This is a genomic window from Brachybacterium sp. (genome assembly GCF_036379615.1).
Classification (GTDB): Bacteria; Actinomycetota; Actinomycetes; order Actinomycetales; family Dermabacteraceae; genus Brachybacterium.
This window is the reverse complement of record NZ_DASVGJ010000034.1, coordinates 1-17072: the sequence shown is the minus strand read 5'-3', so window position 1 is coordinate 17072 and position 17072 is coordinate 1. Positions and strand designations below refer to the sequence as shown.

Here is a 17072-nt window from a genome sequence, read left to right as displayed (position 1 = left end):
GGCACGAGCTTTCGCTCTCGAGCAGCTACCGGCTCCCGAATTGGTCATCGGGTGCTGTATGGTCAGCGCATGCTGACTAAAGCTTCGCGTCTTGAGGTCATGAATCGGCTCGGCCGGGCCATGGCCGACCCCACTCGTTCCCGCATCCTGCTGTCCCTCCTCGACCATCCCGGCTATCCCGCGGTACTGGCGGAGGAGCTGTCGCTGACCCGTACGAACGTATCCAATCACCTCTCCTGCCTGCGCGGCTGCGGCATCGTGGTCGCATCCCCCGAGGGGCGACGCACGCGCTACGAGATCGCCGACGCGCACCTGAACAAGGCGCTCTCGGTCCTGGTTGATACGGTGCTCGCGGTTGATGACGGCCTTCCGTGCACTGACGAGGACTGTGACGTCCCGATGTGCTGCGACGCCTCCGTTGAGGTGCGCTCCGAGGCGGGTGCGCGATGAGCGACGACTGCTGCGGTCCCGAGAAGCCCGCACTCCCCGTGGCCCCAGTGGTGGAAGATGCATGTTGCGGAAGCAGTGGTCCGCCGGAGGCGCTCGAGCTCGAAGAGCCCACACCGTGGTGGCGCGATCGTGCGCTGATGCTGCCGGTCGCGTCCGGTGTCTTGTGGGTAGCGGGGCTCTTGATCGGTTGGGCAGGGCTCAGCACGGCCGCTCTCGCGGCCCACGTTCTCGCCCTGCTGGCCGGGGCCTGGACCTTCGTCCCCGGCACTTTGCGTCGCCTTGTGCAGGGCCGTGGACGCGGTCGGCTCGGTGTGGGCCTGTTGATGACCATTGCCGCGCTCGGTGCGGTGCTGTTGGGGCACATCGGCGAAGCCGCCGCATTGGCGTTCCTGTTCTCCCTCGCAGAGGCGCTCGAGGACCGGTCGATGGATCGTGCGAAGCAGGGCCTGCGGGCACTGCTCGCACTCATCCCCGAGACTGCTCGCGTCTCACGCCCGGGAGGGTCTCAGACCATCGCGGCTGCGGAGGTCCGCACCGACGACGTGCTCCTGCTCGGCGCGGGCGACAAGGTGGCCACGGACGGGGTCATCGTCTCCGGGCGCTCCTGGATGGATACCTCCACGATCACGGGCGAGTCCATACCGGTCGAGGTCGGCCCTGGGGATGAGGTGCATGCAGGTTCCGTCAACGGCTCGGGCTCGCTATCGCTGCGTGCTACGGCTGACGGTCGAGACAACTCGCTGACCCAGATCGTGCGCCTGGTCGAGCAGGCCCACGCCGCCAAGGGTGAACGTGCGCGCCTCGCTGATCGCATCGCCCGTCCCCTCGTCCCCGTGGTGCTGATTGTCGCCGCACTGGTCGCACTGTTCGGCGTCCTCACCGGAGAACCGGCGATCTGGATCGAGCGTGCCCTGGTGGTGCTCGTCGCCGCGTCGCCCTGCGCGTTGGCGATCGCTGTGCCGGTGACGGTGATCTCCTCGATCGGCTCCGCGAGCAAGCTCGGTGTGGTCATCAAGTCCGGCGCCGCCTTCGAGCAGCTGGGGACGATCCGCACTGTTGCACTGGACAAGACCGGGACGCTCACCCGCAACGAACCCAGGGTCGTGGATGTCGCCACAAGCGAGGGCCGCAGCCGTGAGGAGGTCCTCGCAGCGGCCGCTGCTCTCGAATCCGCCAGCGCTCACCCCCTCGCCACCGCCATCCTCGCCGCAACAAATACCACGGTCGACGCCGACGATGTCCAGGAAACTCCCGGACACGGCATCACCGGCAACATCGGTGGCCGGTTGATGCGCGTAGGAAGTCCCCGCTGGATCTCCCCTGGCCAGCTCGAGAACCGTACCCACGAGATGGCCGCAGGTGGAATGAGCATCGTCATGGTCGAGGAGGACGGCCAGGTGATCGGCGCTGTCGGCATCCGCGACGAGCTGCGCCCGGAAGCTGCCGCGACGGTTGCTGCGCTGCACGCCCAGGGCATTCGCACGGTCATGCTCACCGGAGACAACACCCTGACCGCTCGCGCGATCGCGGCGCAGGCCGGTATCGAGGAAGTTCATGCCGAGCAGCTGCCCGCCGACAAGGCCGCCCACGTCCGTCGCCTCTCGGAGCAGGCCCCGACCGCGATGATCGGAGACGGCATCAACGATGCGCCCGCCCTCGCGTCAGCGACCGTGGGCATCGCGATGGGAGCGACCGGCACGGCAGCAGCGGTCGAGTCGGCCGACGTCGCCTTCACCGGCACGGACCTGCAACAGATCCCCGCCGCTCTGGCACATGCTCGCCGGGGCCGCCGCATCATGACCGGGAACATCGCCCTCGCGCTGGCGATCATCGTGGTGCTGTTCCCCCTGGCACTGTTCGGGGTGCTGGGTCTGGCCGCGGTGGTGCTCGTGCACGAGGTCGCCGAAGTCGTGGTGATCGCCAACGGCATGCGGGCCGCACGCACACAAGGGGTGGGCGCGCAGGAGCCGTCCAGGCCGATCCGGCAGGATCTGCGCGAGACGTCGACTGTGGGAGGACCCGCCGCATGAGCAGGAGCACGAAATTCACCCTGGCACTGATCGCAGCAGCTGCGCTGGTCCTCGCCGGGTTCATCATCTTCCTCAACCCCGACGAGCAGGAATCGGCGCCGGCCGAGGGCACGGGTTCCGCGTCAGCCCAGCTCGTGCGCGAAGACAGTCCCACGCTGTCCGAGGGCAGCAGCGACGTCGTCTTCGTGGAGTACCTCGACTTCGAATGTGAAGCCTGTCTATCCCTGTATCCCGCGGTCGAGGAGATCCGCGCCGAGTACGGCGACCGCGTGACCTTCGTGGTGCGGTATCTGCCGCTGCACGGAAATTCTGTCGAAGCCGCCAAGGCGGCAGAGGCCGCAGGTGCGCAGGGCGAGTTCGAGGCCATGTACAAGGCGCTGTTCGAGAACGCGGAGGAGTGGAGCCATCAGGAGACGTCCCAGCGGGAGGCGTTCTTCGGGTATGCCGAGGAGCTCGGCCTCGATATGGAGCGCTTCGAACAGGTCTACGACGATCCGGCCACCCTCGCGCGCATCGAGCAGAGTGCTGCCGACGCCGAGGCGCTCGGAGTCACCAGCACTCCCACCTTCTTCGTCGACGGGGAGCGCCTGGAGCCCACCCGCGTCGAGGACCTCACGGATCCTCTCGATGCCGCACTCGAAGGCTGACGGCCCAGCCGTCGGGCCACCTCGGGAGTCGAGGGCGCCACGCGGCCTGGGGATGCTCTTCACCGTCACCGGGGCTATCGGCCTGGTCATGGCCGTCGTGCTGCTGGTCGAGAAGATCGCTTTGATCGAGGACCCCAGTTACGTCCCCTCGTGCAGTCTCAATCCGGTGCTTTCCTGCGGCTCCGTGATGGACACCCCGCAGGCCTCGGCTTTCGGCATCCCGAATCCGATCCTCGGCATCGCCGGCTTCGCGGCCGTTCTCGCCCTCGGATTCGCGTTCCTCGCCGGTGCGCGCGTGGCGCGCTGGATGAGTGTGCTCATCCAGGTGGGCGTGACCTTCGCGGTGCTCTTCGTGCAGTGGCTGATCGGGCAGAGCCTGTACGAGATCGGGGCACTGTGCCCCTACTGCATGGTCGTGTGGGCAGTGACGATCCCGTTGTTCTGGTTCACCACGATCCACCATCTCCGCGCGCTGGCAGACAGCTCTACCTCGACCGGTCGGCGGGCGCTCGGTCTCGTGATCGAGTTCCGCGTCCCGGTGCTCGTGGCCTGGTACCTGGTGATCCTGGCACTCATCGCCGTGAGGTTCTGGGACTACTGGTCCACGCTGTTCTAGGCCCGGACGAGCTCACGTCCTGCCCCTCCACCTGACCCTCGCAATCACCTTGAAGGAGCGAGCACATGCGCGCCCACTCCCGCCGACGGATTCTGTACGCCACCGGTTTCTTGGCCGCCACCGGTCTGTTCACTGCCTGCGGCAGCACTGATACCGGCGATCGCTACGACTCCGAGGACGCCGGGTACGTCTCCGGCAATGGGGTGACCACGGAGATCGCTCCCGCCGATCGCGCCGAACCCACAGTGTTCACCGGGACCAGCTACGAGGGCGAACCCTTCGACTCCACAGAGCACTGGGGATCGGTGCTGGTGGTCAACGTCTGGTACGCCTCCTGCCCGCCATGCCGGGTGGAGGCCCCGGATCTTCAGGCCATCCACGAGGAGTACGCCGACCAGGGCGTGTCGTTCATCGGGATAAACGTCCGTGACTCGGCAGGGCCCGCCGGGGCCTTCGAGGAGACCTACGGGATCACCTACCCGTCGCTGCCGGACTCTGACGCAGAGATCATGTACCAGCTGCGCGGCCAAGTCGCGCCCAACGCAGTCCCCACTACTCTCGTCCTTGACCATGACGGCCGAGTCGCAGGTCGGATCTCTGGAGCGATCGACCCTTCCATCCTGAGATCGATGCTCGACGCCGTTCTCGCCGAAGGAGCCGCGTGAGCACCAACGGACTCGCGGAGACCTTCCAGTCGATCGCCCTGTCCGGGTCTCTTCTGCTGGCCATCACCGTCGCCGCGATCGCAGGCCTGATCGCGTTCCTCTCACCGTGCGTGCTGCCCATCGTGCCGGGCTACCTCGGTTACGTCTCCGGGCTCGCCGGACAAGGACTGAAGACCACCAAGCCACCCCGGGGCGCCCGCGGGAATACCGGGAGTGCGGGACGACCGACGACCTTTTTCCGTGAGGGAACTGGGAGAATGCTGGGCGGTAGCTTGCTGTTCGTCGCGGGCTTCGCGGTGGTATTCATGGCGCTGGGCGGGTTCGCCGGCGCGATGGGATATCTCCTTCAGGCGCACGCAGTATGGATCAATCGGGTGGCGGGCATCGTCGTCATGTTCATGGGACTCATTTTCATGGGCGTGTTCCCTCGATTGACGGGAAATCTCCAGGTGTCCAGGAAACGTCCTGATGCCGGCCTTCTGGGAGCCCCATTGATGGGCTTCGTCTTCGGGCTGAGCTGGACCCCATGTATCGGCCCCACCTACGCCGCGATCATCGCCCTCTCCCTCGATGCCGGCGCCGACGGAGCGTCCGCAGCTCGGGGCGCGACCCTGGCGCTCGCGTACTCGCTCGGACTGGGTGTTCCCTTCGTCCTCAGCGCCCTGCTGCTCGACAGAGCAATGGGTGTGAGCAGGGCACTTGCCCGACATCGCCGACTCATCGGAGTCCTATCCGGGGCGCTACTCATCGCGATCGGCCTGCTGCTGCTCACGGGGGTGTGGGCCTCATGGATGGATCAGCTGCAAGGCTCCATCGCCACGTTCCAGCCCGTCGTGTGAGCCGCACGAACGCATCCTCCTCCTGCCGACCTGCTGCCGGTGACCGACATGGGGTCCGTCCACCTCGACTGCGACTCGTGACGTCTACCCCATTGCGGCATCGGCGTTTGGTAAAGAGAGGGTGTGGCCCCGGGGGCTTGCGCCTCGAGAGGGTTCAAGAGAAGGCGAAATCGTCGGTCGGGGTTGCTCATGGCGCTATTCCGAGGCCCCCTCGGTCGATACGTTGGTTCCACCGGTGACGAGGTATGAGAGTTTCTTCGCGATGCTTGCCCAGCTGTCGACGTTGCCGCGAACCAATGCCAGACGACCCCGTGCATAAACTCGGGGATATTCACGGAGAACATTCATGGCCACGAGCAATTCCCATCGCGCGGCCGGCCGCGCAGTCACCCCCCTTCGCCACAGCGGACGCGCCCTGCGCGGCACTGGAGGCGCCGCCGTCCTCGGCACCGTGCTCCTCGGCTCCGCCTTTGCTGGTGGTGCGGCCCAGGCAGCGCCCGCAGCTCCGGCAAACGCGCCGTCCGCGGTCACGCAGGCCGCCGCACCTGCTGCCCCGGCGCCGGCACAGGCTCTGTCGTCCTCCGAGAAGCTTCGCTGGGGATCCCAGGGGTCCTCGGTCGAGCAGCTCCAGTCCGCACTGAACGATGAGGGTTCCTCGCTCGCCGTCGACGGGAAGTTCGGCCCGCGTACCCATGGCGCGGTGAAGGACTACCAGCAGGCCAACGGTCTGCAGGTCGATGGCGTGGTGGGTCCCGAGACGCGCGGCTCGCTGAACGGTTCGGCCCCCGTTGTCGGCGGTGGTGGTGCGTCGGTTCCTGCGCCCGCATCCTCCTCGAGCAGCACCGGGCAGGCGATCGTCGACGCCGCACGGACCCAGATGGGCGCCGCCTACTCCTGGGGCTCGAGCAACCCGGGCGTGAGCTTCGACTGCTCCGGCCTGACTCAGTACGCCTACAAGCAGGTCGGCATCGACCTTCCGCGCACCTCCGGCCAGCAGGTCGACGCCGGCACCCAGATCTCCAAGTCCGAGGCCCAGCCCGGCGACCTCGTCGTGTGGCCCGGCCACTTGGGCATCTACGCCGGCGGCGACAAGGTCGTCGATGCAGGCCGCTCTCCCGGCGCCGTCACCGAGCGCACCATCTGGGGCAACCCCACCTTCGTCTCCTTCCGCTGAGCCCAGCGACTACCCGCGGCGCGCACCCCACCCCCGAGTGGGATGCGCGCCGCTTTGTCGCGCTCCCCTGCGGCCAGGGGACGTGCGGATCGGTGCAGGCTACGTGTGCAGGGTGCGCTCGGATTCGCCTCGATGCACGGACGGGCTCTCCAGCTGGATCGTGGCGTGCTCGAACGCTATCGGGAAGTGCGTCCTGACGCAGACATGGACCTCTTCGAGGATCCGCAATGCGTGGGCCGATTCGAAGCACTCCTCCCCGACGACGACGTGCGCCGAGAAGATCGGCAGATTGCTCCCAATCGCCGAGGCATGCAGGTCATGGACATCCTGGACGTGGTCGAGCGCAAGGATGTGCTCGCGCACCTGATCGAGATCCACACCCTTCGGGGTGTACTCCATGAGGATCCGCAGCGTCTCGGCCATGATGCGGAACGCCCGAGGCACGATCAACGCGGCGATGAACAAGCCGGCCAGTGCATCGGCCTGCTGGAACCCGGTCACCTGGATCACGATCGCGGCCGTGATCACGCCGAGCGAACCGAGAGCGTCATTGAGAACCTCGAGGAACGCGGCACGCATGTTCAGGCTCGAATCCTTGCCTCCAGCCAAGATTAGGATCGCGGCGATATTCGCGACCAGCCCGATCACACCGAAGATGAGCAGCTCACCCGAGGCGATCTCTGGGGGATCCGTCAGTCGCGAAATGCCCTCAACAGCGGTGTAGGTCCCGACCACGATCAGGAGCGTGGCCTGGGCCAAGGCCGCCAGCACCTCGATACGAGCAAAACCCCAGGTCCGGCCGCTGCTCGCCGGGCGCAGCATCATGGTCGCCGCGATCAGCGCGACCAGCAGTCCGGAGGCGTCGACGAGGGCGTGCGCCGTGTCCGTGAGCAGGGCAAGACTTCCGGTGACGACACTCCCGACCGCTTGCGCGAGCACGATGACGGAGGTGATCGCGAAGGCGATGGCGAGTCGCGTCCGGGCGGTGCTCGACCCGCTGCCGCCGTGCGAGTGGTCGTGTCCTGAGTTCATCAGAGGTCCCCGTCCTCGAGGTTCTCGTGGTTGCGGTGGTTCTTCAGGGACAGGGTGGTCCCGGAGGTATCGAGCAGGTCGTCCGCCACCTCGAGCAGATCGCTCAGTCGGCGCAGATCGGCGAGGGCGAACCAGGATGCGCGGCCTTCAGTGCGCGCGGTGACCAGACCGCAGTCGCGCAGGCACGAGAGATGCTTGCTGACGGTCGACTGGGCAAGGTGCATGTGCTCGACAAGGTCGCGAACTCGGTGCTCACCGGTCGAGAGGTGCTGAAGGAGAGCCAAGCGTGTGGGTTCGGCGAGAGCATGGAAGAGCGCGGCATGACTGTCTGCCACCTCGAACTGCGGCTCGGCCGGGATCGAATCAATCGTCATATGACGATGATATCGCCGTTTGGGATTCTGTGAAGGGATGGCACTGGACGAATCGATCCTGGGAAATGCGCGAAGGGGTCGCTCGTGGCACGTCGCTACACTCGATATGCCCCGGTCACGGGGACAAAACAGCCCGCACGAGGGGTCACCCGAGGAGAAGAACTTCATGACGGCGGACACGACGGCTGCGCGCCGAACCACCGAGGCGACGGCGCGTATCATGCTGGCCAGCCTGGTCGGGCTGCTCGCCGCCGTGCTGATGCCGCTGGGGGTGCCCACCCTGTTGCCCGCAGCATCGGCGCACGACACCTTGATCTCGTCGAGCCCGGCAGCCGGCGAGAGCTTCGAGCAGGCTCCCGAGATGCTCGAGCTCACCTACAGCGACGAGGTTCTCAACCTCACTCCGGTCGTTCGACTGACCACCTCCGCCGGCGAGGAGATCTTCACCGCGACGCCCACCGTGTCCGGTAACACGGCATCGATCGACCTGCCGCCGCTGCCCGCCGACGACTATCAGGTCCTGTGGCGTGTCGTCTCCTCGGACGGCCACCCGATCGAGGGCACAGTCGACTTCACCGTCACGGTCGGCGCCGAGACCACGGCCACAGCAGACTCCAAATCAGATGAGGAGGCGCCCGCCCCCAGCACGGAGGAGTCGAGCGCCGAAGCCACCGCTGCCGAGCAGGCAGATGCCCCGCAGAGCGAGAGCGGCCTCCCCCTGGGGATCATCTTCGGCGGCCTCGCCCTGCTCCTGGTGCTCGCCGTCATCGGCGCGATCACCGTTCGCCTCCGCCGCAACTCCGGTCGCGGCACCGACTGACCCGCCTCACCACCTGACCACCAGGCACCCGCTGAGGGGCAACTCGTCACGACGAGCCGGGCCTAGGGGCTGAGCGAGCTCGCTGCCACGCTGGGGCGTCACGATCGGCCGAGAGTCCGTCGCTGCGTCGGCGTGAACGCGGTATCAGTGCGCCGTGCAGGACCGCCAGCACCAGCACCATCGCCAGCAGCAGCCAGCCACCGAGTCGTTGATCCCCGAGCGCATCGGCGCCCCAGGTCCGCCCCATGGCCGCGAACCAGTCGGGCTCCACGACCGGGAGCGCCAGCGCCAACACAAGCGCCAGGCCAGCAAGGACGCCGGTCCCCACAGCAAGGGCCACCCAGCGCTCCACCCTAGCGACCCTGCCACCGCCCAGCGCCCTGCCCTGGAACGGCAGTGCCACCGCAGCGCCGACCACCACGGCGGCCGTGAGGATGACCAGTCGGCCCGGCGCGGTATGCAATCCCGCGCCGAGTGCCGGTGTCAGGTAGATCGCCGCGAATCCCGCCGCGCCGAGCAGCGCCAGCGCCGCCGGATGAGTGAGCCACTGACCCACGCGAGAGCCCGGCTTCCAGTCGACGAGCTCGCGCAACCCTGCAGACCCATCCGACCGAGGAGCGATCCGCCCCCGCACGAGGTCACCGAAACGACCGGCGACCAGCAGCGGGGCCGCCACCAGAGCAAGCAGGGCGTGCTGGCCCAAGTGCGCAGAGAACTGCACCGTCGCGTACACCCCCGGCGCCCCGCTGGTTGCCCAGAGGATGACCGCGCATCCCGCGATCCACGCCGCCGTCCTCGCCACGGGCCAGGTCCGCCCGCCTGTCTCCGGCACGAGGCGGCGCATCCGCACCCAGAGGTAGATGACAGCGAGACCGAGGGCGAGCGCCATCCCGGCGACGTCAACACGCCAGGTCGTGAGCAGTGCCGTCAGCTCGGGCGGAGCGGGCAAGGGGTAGTCGGTCAGCGCCTCAGCCGTCGAGGTGACCGGTTCGGGCTCGTCCGGCACCGGAGGCGCCGAGTTCGATAATGCGGCAGCGAGTCCGGTCGCCGCGGCGATCAGGAAGACTTCTCCCGCGGCGAGCCACAGGAAGTCTCTCCGGCGGTCCGAGTCCCGCAGGCGGACCAGCACCCGACGGCGTTGCCACCAGCCTGCTCCGCCCAGCAGCACCAGCAGCGCCGTCTTCAGCACGAGCATCCACCCGTACGCCGTGGTCACGAGATCCAGGGGAGCGGAGAGCCGGACCAGGGCAGAGGCGACGCCGCTAGCGGCCAACGCTCCGTAGCAAGCAAGTGCCAGGACGCTGAATCGTTCGGCGGCGTCCCCCAGTCGTGCTCCGAGCCGCCCCACGAGCAGCACGAGCAGCGCCAGGCCGCCGAGCCACACTCCGGCAGCCACGAGGTGCACGATCATCGCGCTCGTGGCCGCTTCGTGAGAGGTCTGCCCCGCGGCATGCCCCGTCATCGACTTCGTCACCAACGTCGCGAACACCAGGCTCAGCGCGATCAGGAGTCCCGTGCGGGACCTCACGACGATCAGCATCGTCGAGGCAGCAGCGACGAACACCGCGCCGGCGAGCTGGTACTGACCGAGCTCGAGCCGGGTGATGTACATCAGGAGGTCGGAGCCGAAGCGCGGAGAGAAGGGTGCCTGGCCCGCCGCCAAAGCGTAGCCAAGCACCATCCGGACGACCAGCAGCATCGACCACACCGCTCCCAGGCCCATGCCGAGGTCGAGCGCCCGCTCGTACGCCGGATGGAACCGAGACACGGCAGCGCGATCCTGATCAGCCTCCGACGCGGACGGCTCCGCACGGCGGGGCAACACGAAGAGTGCCAGCACGAGGCACGCAACGGTAGCGGCACCGACCAGGTCGCCGAGGACGTCGACGATCGGCAACCCCCACCGCACCACTGGGCCGGCATCGATGAGCTCCATCGAGACCGGTGCTCCCCCCAGGGCGGCCGCGATCACCGTCCACAGCAGTGCCCACGGGGCCGCAGCACCAACGACGAGGATCCTGGTGCGCATCGAGCTCACCAGGTCGCCCCGCATCGAGTCCCGGAAACCGCTGCGCGGACCGGCGAGACGACCATCCCTGCGTCCTTGCGGGTCATTCCGTTCGCCCCACGGGAAGCCCCCCGGCGCGTACCGATCATCAACATGCTGTCCAGTCTCCCGTTCACCGTTGCGCCAGCTACTCCACTAGCCCCGGTCAGGCTAGCCATCGACCGGCGCGCCCTGGAACTCAGACGCGCTCACCATGAGCAAGCCCTCCCCGTTGAACGTCGGGAACTCGTCGGGGCTCAGGTACGGTCCACGATCAGACGATGCCGACGTGACGAAGCGTCCCGAGTCCAGGATCCGAGACTGATCTGTCGAGCCCGGGACCTGTGTCCGCTTTGGCCGAGTCAGAGGCCGAAGGCTCCGCCGCTGACCAGGATGACGATGCCGAGACCGATGAGAACGATGGGGAAGAGGATGTGCTCCCAGCGTTCGAGGACTTCGGCGATCGGTGGGCGGGTGGCGACGAACTTGGCCAGCACCACCAGGACCGCGACGAGTGCGAGGAAGACGATGCAGTAGGCGACCACTGCGAGAGGCTCCACGCTCAGGAAGACGGGGGTGTAGACACCGATGTTGTCACCGCCGTTGGCGAAGGTGACGCCTGCGACCGTCCACGCGCCGACCTTCTTGTCGGCAATCTTGGCGTCGTCGTCGTCGTCATCGTCTCCGCGTAAGGCTTGCCACGCGGCCCAGAGACCGAGGCCCAGGGGAATGAGTCCGAAGTACGGGATGGCTGCCGATGGCAGGAACGCTCCGGCGCCGATGGTCACCAGGACCGCGGCACCGAGGATGCCGGCGAACCCGAGGTACTGCCCGGCCAGAATGCGGGCGGTGGTGCCGCGCTGGCCCGCGCCTCGGGCGAAGAAGAGGGAGAGCACGATGATGTCGTCGATGTTGGTCGCCACGAACAGGCCCATCGCCTGCAGGACGGCGGCGAGGATCATGCGCCCTCCCCTGCTGTGTCGCATCCGGGAACGGAGCAGGCGGGATCGATGCACGGGGCGTCTTCGTCCACCGCGAGGGTGGCGTCGACCAGTGCCGTCAGGGCCTGCGCCAGGTGGGAATCGGCGATCTCATACCGTGTTCGACGACCCTCAAGCTCGGCGACCACGATCCCGCAATCCCGCAGGCACGCGAGGTGGTTGGACACGTTGGGGCGCGTCAGCTCCAGATCTCGGGCCAGTTCCGCCGGATAAGCGGGCCCATCGAGCAGAGTTAGGATGATCCGGGACCTGGTGGGGTCGGCCAGCGCGCGACCCAGCCGGTTCATCACGTCGAGACGAGAAGCAATAGTCAGCATGCACTGAACTATATACCGACTACTGAACAGTGTGTCGACCGCGGCCAGGTGATCCCGAACTCGCTCCCCCGACAATCGAGGCCTCGTTCCGCAACGCTGAACGTCATGGGCTCCGGCGAGCATTCGACCGTGTCCGTCCTAGCTGCGACTTCGTGGTCACGAAGCTTGATCGGTTGATCCAGGAAGGAACCCGTCCGAAGTGCCCCTGATACTCGGCGTCACCAATATTGCCACGCACAAGCCGAAAGGCAGCGCCGCCTATCCGACGAAGCCACGGCGGGTTCGGGCCTGGTTGACACGGCCAAGGACGAAAAGGACCGGCTCTCAGCGGGACGATCAGCAATCGCCGTTCGGCTGGTGAGTCATCGCCCGACAGAAACCTCGATCAGTTGCGGGCTGCTACAGCAGGCGTCGCCGGCTGGCGCGGGGGCGTCGCAGCTGCCGCCGAGGTCGGTGGTGCAGACCCCGGTCTCGGGCAGTTCGAGGTGGACGGCGTCTGCTGCTTCGCGGTCGCCGGCAAGGGCTGCCGCGATGGAGCGGACCTGTTCGTAGCCGGTGGCCATGAGGAAGGTAGGGGCGCGGCCGTAGCTCTTCATGCCGACGATGTAGAAGCTCGTCTCCGGGTGGGCGAGGACGCGTTCCCCGTGGGGTTCGACGGATCCGCAGGAGTGGAACTCGGGGTCGATGAGCGGTCCCAGCTGTGCGGGTGCCTCGACGGCCGGGTCCAGGTTCAGGCGGAGCTCGGAGAGCATGCCGAGATCGGGGCGGAACCCGGTTGCCGGCACCAGCACATCGACGCTCACCTCTCGTTCCCCGTCCGGAGTCACCGCGTGAACCGTCAACGCGTCCTCGAGGCTGAAGCGGGTGATGGTGAACGAGGTGAGAACTTCGATGCGTCCGGTGTCGACCAGCGTGCGCAGTCGGGTGCCGAGTGCCCCGCGTGCTGCGAGTTCGTCCTGCTCGCCGCCCCCGTAGACGCGGGTGAGGTCTGCGGTGCGGACTGCCCAGAAGATCGTGGTGGCAGCGTCCAGTTCTGCGAGGTCCAGCAGGGTGTTGGCAGCCGAGTGGCCGGCACCCGTCACCAGGACGCGCTTGCCGGCGACGCGCTCGCGATCACGGCCCTGCACGTCGGGCAGCGGCGGCGTGATGCGACCCGCGGCGAGGGCCTGTCGTTCACCGGGCGCGAGGAGCCCGGCCTGGCCCAGCGGGTTGGGGGTCGACCAGGTGCCGGACGCATCGATGACAGCAGAGGCGAGGACGTCGTCGCTGCATCCGTCGGTGGTCTCGATCCGGACGAGGAAGGGGGTCTCCTCGCGGCGTGCGGTGCGGGTCTTGTCGATGCCGGCGCGGGAGACCGCGGTCACACGCGCGTCGTAGCGGATCGACTCGGCGAGCTGAGGAAGCTGCGCGAGGGGCTCGAGGTACTGCTCGCGAAGCTCGTGACCGGTCGGCAGAGCCTCCGCGTCAGGGGCGGTCCAGCCGTTGGCCTCGAGGAGACGCTGAGCGGCAGTGTCGAGGTTGTACTGCCACGGGGAAAACAGCCGGGTGTGTCCCCAGCCGGTGATCGCCGCTCCGACTTCGGGTCCTGCCTCGAGGACGACGAAGGGAAGGCCGCGTTCGGCGAGATGGGCGGCAGCGGCCAGACCGATGGGACCGGCGCCGATGATGACCACGGGATGCGACGTCATGGAGGTGGTGAGCATGAGATCTCCTAGGTGCCGAGGCGGGTTCAGTTCGAGGCCTGGGTGAGGTCGGTCAGGAGCGCGCGGACGCGGGTGTCGATGTCATCGCGGACCAGGCGCATCCGCTCCATCCCTTCGATGCCGCGCTTCGAGGGTTCATCGGTGTGCCAGGTGGTCACCGGAGCGGTCATGCCCTCGACGGGTTCGATGACGGCTTCGCCGCCGATGACGATCACCTGATCGACGCCGCGCAGCAGCTCTGGGGTGACCGGCTTTGGGACGGCGGAGGACATGTCCGCACCGACCTCGGCGATCGCCTCGACGGACTGGGCATTGATGGAGCTGCCGGGCCGGGTGCCGGCGGAATGGACCTCGACGGCATCTCCGGCGTGGTGGCGCATGAGGGCGGCGGCCATCTGGGACTTGCCGCCGTTCTTCACGCACACGAACAGGACTGCGGGGCGCTTCGTGGTCATCGCGAGTTCATCCTTCTGCTGGGTCATCGGGTGGGGACGGTGGGGTCATCGGGGAACAGGCGGCGGCCCATCGCGAGGGCGACGTAGACGAGGGCGACCAGGACTGGGACCTCGATCAACGGACCGACGACACCCGCGAGGGCCTGACCGGAGGTCACGCCGAAGGTGCCGATCGCGACGGCGATGGCGAGCTCGAAGTTGTTGCCTGAGGCGGTGAAGGCGACGGTCGTGGACTTCGCGTAGTTCAACCCGATCGCGCGACCTAGCAGGAACGAGCCGAGGAACATGACCACGAAGTAGACCAGCAGCGGCAGGGCGATGCGGGCCACGTCCCCCGGGGCGGAGAGGATCGCGTCGCCCTGGAGGGAGAACAGCAGCACGATCGTGAACAGCAGGCCGTACAGCGCCCAGGGGCCGATCTTCGGGAGGAACTGCTCCTCGTACCAGGTCCGGCCCTTCACCCGCTCCCCGACCACGCGGGTGAGGAACCCTGCGACCAGGGGGATGCCGAGGAAGATCAGCACGCTGAGGACGATCGCGCCGATCGAGAACTCGGCCGAGGTGGTCGGCAGGCCCAGCCACGACGGCAGCGCCTGGAGATAGAACCAGCCCAGAGCACCGAAGGCGATCACCTGGAAGACGGAGTTGATCGCGACTAGGACGGCGGCCGCCTCGCGGTCTCCGCAGGCGAGGTCGTTCCAGATCAGGACCATCGCGATGCAGCGCGCGAGGCCGACGATGATCAGACCGGTCCGGTACTCCGGGAGGTCGGCCAGGAAGATCCACGCCAGGGCGAACATCAGGGCCGGGCCGATCAGCCAGTTCAGCACCAGCGAGGAGATCAGCAGACGCTTGTCGGCGCCGATGCGGCGGGTCTCGTCGTAGCGGACCTTCGCGAGGACCGGATACATCATCACCAGCAGCCCGATCGCGATGGGCAGGGAGACGGAGCCGATCTTCACCGCTTCCAAAGCGGTGTTCAGGCCAGGGATGAACCGTCCCATCAGGAGCCCTACAACCATCGCGGCCAGGATCCACACCGGCAGCCAGCGATCCAGGAAGGACATCTCCTTCATCACGCGTGGCTGCTCCACGTCCTTGGTGGTCGTACTCATCAGTGCTCGGCACCTTCCATCGACGGATATCGATGCGAACGCTATGCTGTACATCGATGACTGTCAATGTAAGGTGAGGGCATGTCCACGACAACTGAGATCGCTTCTGCCGGACTCGACGCGGGTCGCGAGACCGAGGAGTGCTGCACGCTGTCGTCCGGACCGGTCAACAGTGTTGACGCGGAGAGACTTGCCTCCCTACTGAAGGCGCTGTCCGATCCGACGCGCCTCCGGCTCCTCTCCCATGTCGCGGCCCAGGGCTGCGATTCGGTCTGCGCCTGTGATCTCACTGAGCCGCTCGGGATCAGTCAGCCGACCGTCAGCCACCACATGAAGAAGCTTGTCGACGCCGGCCTGCTCACGCGTGAACAGAAGGGCCGCTGGGCCCACTACTCCGTCGTCCCGTCGGCCTTCGCTGAACTCCGCGCCTTCCTCGATATCGCCTGATTCCCTGCTGCCTGTTTGGAGATCCTCATGACCGCACGTCCCAGTGTCCTGTTCGTCTGTGTCCACAACGCCGGCCGCTCGCAGATGGCAGCCGGGTGGCTGCGTGAACTCGCCGGTGACCGCATCGAGGTGCGTTCCGCCGGTTCCGCGCCCGCCGACTCGATCAACCCCGCGGCAGCCGCGGCGATGGCGGAGGTCGGCATCGACATCTCCCACCAGTCCCCGAAGATCCTCACCCCCGAATCCGTCCAGGCCTCCGACGTGGTCATCACCATGGGCTGCGGGGACGCCTGCCCGATCTACCCCGGCAAGCGCTACGAGGACTGGAAGCTCGCAGACCCGGCCGGGAAGGGTGTCGACGAGGTCCGCCCCGTCCGCGATGAGATCCGCGCCCGCGTCGAGGAGCTCATCGCCAGCCTCCTGCCGCAGGGCGCCCCGACCGCCCCGGCTCAGAACTGAGGATCAAGATGGCATCGCAGCGTGAGACCCCCTCGCTCCTTAGTGCCGAGCACGTCCTTCACAGCATCGCCGGCGATCTCTCTCGTCGCTTCATCGGAGTGTTCGCTGCCGAGACGGTCGACCGGTACGTCTTCGAGTCGTACACCGCTCTGGCTCGGACCTCCAAGATCACCTCGCATCTGCCCTCGCTCACCGAGCGCTTCGCCCGAGACCGATTGACCGCGCTCGCACAAGCCAAGGGCGCCGCCCCGCACGACGTCCCCGAGGTGCTGCTGGTGTGCGTCCAGAACGCAGGCCGCTCCCAGATGGCCGCCGCACTGCTGGATCACCACGCTGCCGGTCGAGTGCACGTCCGCTCCGCCGGATCCACCCCCAGCGACGCGCTGCACCCACGCGCGGTGGAAGTCATGCACGAGATCGGGATCGATCTGACTTCCTCGTTCCCCAAGCCCCTCACCGACGATGTCGTCCGCGCGGCCGACGTCGTCATCACCATGGGCTGCGGAGACGCCTGCCCCATCTACCCCGGCAAACGCTACGAAGACTGGGACCTTCGCGACCCCGCAGACAGCACACTCGAGAAAGCACGCGAAGTCCGCGACGAGATCGACGCCCGCGTCCGCCACCTACTGACCGAAATTCTCCCTGCACCCACAATGCCCCACTGACTGACGCGCGGAGAAACTTGGCGCCACAATTTTCTGGTTGCCGGGGGCGGCATCGTTCGCCTGTGCACTAGTTGTTGCGTGTCATGACGTTGTAGTCACGGAGCGGGGATGAAGGAACGGGCCCCTTGACTGCACGATGGGTGGTGCTGAAGCCGTCCATCGGCCGGAAGAGACCCGTTCCATGACCCACCGTAATTCGCCGCTGACCCCTGC

At 67.3% G+C, this 17072-nt stretch carries 19 protein-coding genes; 11 read left to right on the top strand and 8 right to left on the bottom strand.

Annotated elements, in window-relative coordinates:
* Positions 1–69 precede the first annotated feature (69 nt).
* The 7 genes from cmtR (VF289_RS06160) to VF289_RS06130 all read left to right on the top strand — a co-directional run bounded on the left by cmtR (VF289_RS06160) (position 70) and on the right by VF289_RS06130 (position 6421).
* Positions 70–450, top strand: a complete 381-nt coding sequence (cmtR, locus tag VF289_RS06160; protein WP_330882184.1) for a Cd(II)/Pb(II)-sensing metalloregulatory transcriptional regulator CmtR — start codon at positions 70–72, stop codon at positions 448–450.
* The gene (locus tag VF289_RS06155) at positions 447–2480 is read left to right on the top strand and encodes a heavy metal translocating P-type ATPase (RefSeq protein ID WP_414644448.1); all 2034 of its coding nucleotides are present in this window, start codon (positions 447–449) and stop codon (positions 2478–2480) included. The genes cmtR (VF289_RS06160) and VF289_RS06155 overlap by 4 nt, the downstream gene beginning before the upstream one ends.
* Positions 2477–3127 (top strand): DsbA family protein, encoded by a 651-nt coding sequence (locus VF289_RS06150; RefSeq protein ID WP_096803162.1) that lies wholly within the window; start codon positions 2477–2479, stop codon positions 3125–3127. Before VF289_RS06155 ends, VF289_RS06150 begins: the two co-directional genes overlap by 4 nt.
* 52 nt (positions 3128–3179) lie before the next feature.
* Positions 3180–3743, top strand: a complete 564-nt coding sequence (locus VF289_RS06145; protein WP_330882177.1) for a vitamin K epoxide reductase family protein — start codon at positions 3180–3182, stop codon at positions 3741–3743.
* Between the two features lie 65 nt (positions 3744–3808).
* Positions 3809–4408, top strand: coding sequence for a TlpA disulfide reductase family protein (locus tag VF289_RS06140; RefSeq protein ID WP_330882175.1), 600 nt, complete (start codon positions 3809–3811; stop codon positions 4406–4408).
* Positions 4405–5247, top strand: a complete 843-nt coding sequence (locus tag VF289_RS06135; protein ID WP_330882173.1) for a cytochrome c biogenesis CcdA family protein — start codon at positions 4405–4407, stop codon at positions 5245–5247. The genes VF289_RS06140 and VF289_RS06135 overlap by 4 nt, the downstream gene beginning before the upstream one ends.
* 346 nt (positions 5248–5593) lie before the next feature.
* The gene (locus VF289_RS06130; protein ID WP_330882172.1) at positions 5594–6421 is read left to right on the top strand and encodes a C40 family peptidase; all 828 of its coding nucleotides are present in this window, start codon (positions 5594–5596) and stop codon (positions 6419–6421) included.
* A gap of 99 nt (positions 6422–6520) precedes the next feature.
* Here VF289_RS06130 and VF289_RS06125 read toward each other — a convergent pair whose 3' ends face one another.
* Together VF289_RS06125 and VF289_RS06120 are read right to left on the bottom strand one after the other, a co-directional pair.
* The gene (locus VF289_RS06125; protein WP_330882170.1) at positions 6521–7453 is read right to left on the bottom strand and encodes a cation diffusion facilitator family transporter; all 933 of its coding nucleotides are present in this window, start codon (positions 7451–7453) and stop codon (positions 6521–6523) included.
* Entirely contained in the window at positions 7453–7827 is a 375-nt protein-coding gene (locus tag VF289_RS06120) for a metalloregulator ArsR/SmtB family transcription factor (protein ID WP_329745406.1), read from the bottom strand. The genes VF289_RS06125 and VF289_RS06120 overlap by 1 nt, the downstream gene beginning before the upstream one ends.
* Before the next feature lie 166 nt (positions 7828–7993).
* On the opposite strand from VF289_RS06120, the gene VF289_RS06115 reads away from it, so the two are divergent.
* Positions 7994–8647 (top strand): copper resistance CopC family protein, encoded by a 654-nt coding sequence (locus VF289_RS06115; protein WP_330882166.1) that lies wholly within the window; start codon positions 7994–7996, stop codon positions 8645–8647.
* Between the two features lie 46 nt (positions 8648–8693).
* Here VF289_RS06115 and VF289_RS06110 read toward each other — a convergent pair whose 3' ends face one another.
* The 6 genes from VF289_RS06110 to arsB form a co-directional block, all read right to left on the bottom strand.
* Entirely contained in the window at positions 8694–10676 is a 1983-nt protein-coding gene (locus VF289_RS06110; RefSeq protein WP_330882164.1) for a cytochrome c oxidase assembly protein, read from the bottom strand.
* Positions 10677–11056: 380 nt separating this feature from the next.
* Positions 11057–11656 carry a cadmium resistance transporter gene (locus VF289_RS06105; protein WP_330882162.1) on the bottom strand — a complete coding sequence of 200 codons (600 nt, stop codon included), beginning with the start codon at positions 11654–11656 and terminating at the stop codon, positions 11057–11059.
* Positions 11653–12012: a Cd(II)/Pb(II)-sensing metalloregulatory transcriptional regulator CmtR gene (gene cmtR, locus VF289_RS06100; RefSeq protein ID WP_330882160.1), complete on the bottom strand. Its 360-nt coding sequence runs from the start codon at positions 12010–12012 to the stop codon at positions 11653–11655. The genes VF289_RS06105 and cmtR (VF289_RS06100) overlap by 4 nt, the downstream gene beginning before the upstream one ends.
* 362 nt (positions 12013–12374) lie before the next feature.
* Positions 12375–13715 carry an FAD-dependent oxidoreductase gene (locus VF289_RS06095; RefSeq protein ID WP_330882158.1) on the bottom strand — a complete coding sequence of 447 codons (1341 nt, stop codon included), beginning with the start codon at positions 13713–13715 and terminating at the stop codon, positions 12375–12377.
* 26 nt (positions 13716–13741) lie between these two features.
* Entirely contained in the window at positions 13742–14170 is a 429-nt protein-coding gene (locus VF289_RS06090) for a low molecular weight phosphatase family protein (protein WP_330882156.1), read from the bottom strand.
* Positions 14171–14193: 23 nt separating this feature from the next.
* The gene (gene arsB, locus VF289_RS06085; protein ID WP_330882154.1) at positions 14194–15285 is read right to left on the bottom strand and encodes an ACR3 family arsenite efflux transporter; all 1092 of its coding nucleotides are present in this window, start codon (positions 15283–15285) and stop codon (positions 14194–14196) included.
* Between the two features lie 81 nt (positions 15286–15366).
* Between arsB and VF289_RS06080 the strand changes: the two genes are divergently transcribed.
* The 3 genes from VF289_RS06080 to VF289_RS06070 are packed head-to-tail and all read left to right on the top strand — an operon-like array spanning position 15367 to position 16859.
* On the top strand, positions 15367–15732 hold the full coding sequence (locus VF289_RS06080) for a metalloregulator ArsR/SmtB family transcription factor (RefSeq protein WP_330882151.1): 366 nt from the start codon (positions 15367–15369) through the stop codon (positions 15730–15732).
* 27 nt (positions 15733–15759) lie between these two features.
* Positions 15760–16191 (top strand): arsenate reductase ArsC, encoded by a 432-nt coding sequence (locus VF289_RS06075; protein WP_330882149.1) that lies wholly within the window; start codon positions 15760–15762, stop codon positions 16189–16191.
* Between the two features lie 8 nt (positions 16192–16199).
* Complete coding sequence (locus tag VF289_RS06070; protein WP_330882147.1) at positions 16200–16859, top strand: arsenate reductase ArsC; 660 nt, start codon at positions 16200–16202, stop codon at positions 16857–16859.
* Positions 16860–17072: the final 213 nt, after the last annotated feature.

What these genes read in the sequence shown, in the direction of transcription:
- VF289_RS06115 (WP_330882166.1), top strand. Translation starts at nt 7,994, where the DNA reads ATGACGGCGGACACGACGGCTGCGCGCCGAACCACCGAGGCGACGGCG.
- VF289_RS06080 (WP_330882151.1), top strand. Translation starts at nt 15,367, where the DNA reads ATGTCCACGACAACTGAGATCGCTTCTGCCGGACTCGACGCGGGTCGC.
- VF289_RS06140 (WP_330882175.1), top strand. Translation starts at nt 3,809, where the DNA reads ATGCGCGCCCACTCCCGCCGACGGATTCTGTACGCCACCGGTTTCTTG.
- VF289_RS06155 (WP_414644448.1), top strand. Translation starts at nt 447, where the DNA reads ATGAGCGACGACTGCTGCGGTCCCGAGAAGCCCGCACTCCCCGTGGCC.
- VF289_RS06125 (WP_330882170.1), bottom strand. Translation starts at nt 7,453, where the DNA reads ATGAACTCAGGACACGACCACTCGCACGGCGGCAGCGGGTCGAGCACC.
- cmtR (WP_330882160.1), bottom strand. Translation starts at nt 12,012, where the DNA reads ATGCTGACTATTGCTTCTCGTCTCGACGTGATGAACCGGCTGGGTCGC.
- cmtR (WP_330882184.1), top strand. Translation starts at nt 70, where the DNA reads ATGCTGACTAAAGCTTCGCGTCTTGAGGTCATGAATCGGCTCGGCCGG.
- VF289_RS06145 (WP_330882177.1), top strand. Translation starts at nt 3,180, where the DNA reads ATGCTCTTCACCGTCACCGGGGCTATCGGCCTGGTCATGGCCGTCGTG.
- VF289_RS06070 (WP_330882147.1), top strand. Translation starts at nt 16,200, where the DNA reads ATGGCATCGCAGCGTGAGACCCCCTCGCTCCTTAGTGCCGAGCACGTC.
- VF289_RS06130 (WP_330882172.1), top strand. Translation starts at nt 5,594, where the DNA reads ATGGCCACGAGCAATTCCCATCGCGCGGCCGGCCGCGCAGTCACCCCC.
- VF289_RS06105 (WP_330882162.1), bottom strand. Translation starts at nt 11,656, where the DNA reads ATGATCCTCGCCGCCGTCCTGCAGGCGATGGGCCTGTTCGTGGCGACC.
- arsB (WP_330882154.1), bottom strand. Translation starts at nt 15,285, where the DNA reads ATGAGTACGACCACCAAGGACGTGGAGCAGCCACGCGTGATGAAGGAG.
- VF289_RS06090 (WP_330882156.1), bottom strand. Translation starts at nt 14,170, where the DNA reads ATGACCACGAAGCGCCCCGCAGTCCTGTTCGTGTGCGTGAAGAACGGC.
- VF289_RS06075 (WP_330882149.1), top strand. Translation starts at nt 15,760, where the DNA reads ATGACCGCACGTCCCAGTGTCCTGTTCGTCTGTGTCCACAACGCCGGC.
- VF289_RS06095 (WP_330882158.1), bottom strand. Translation starts at nt 13,715, where the DNA reads ATGCTCACCACCTCCATGACGTCGCATCCCGTGGTCATCATCGGCGCC.
- VF289_RS06150 (WP_096803162.1), top strand. Translation starts at nt 2,477, where the DNA reads ATGAGCAGGAGCACGAAATTCACCCTGGCACTGATCGCAGCAGCTGCG.
- VF289_RS06110 (WP_330882164.1), bottom strand. Translation starts at nt 10,676, where the DNA reads ATGCGCACCAGGATCCTCGTCGTTGGTGCTGCGGCCCCGTGGGCACTG.
- VF289_RS06120 (WP_329745406.1), bottom strand. Translation starts at nt 7,827, where the DNA reads ATGACGATTGATTCGATCCCGGCCGAGCCGCAGTTCGAGGTGGCAGAC.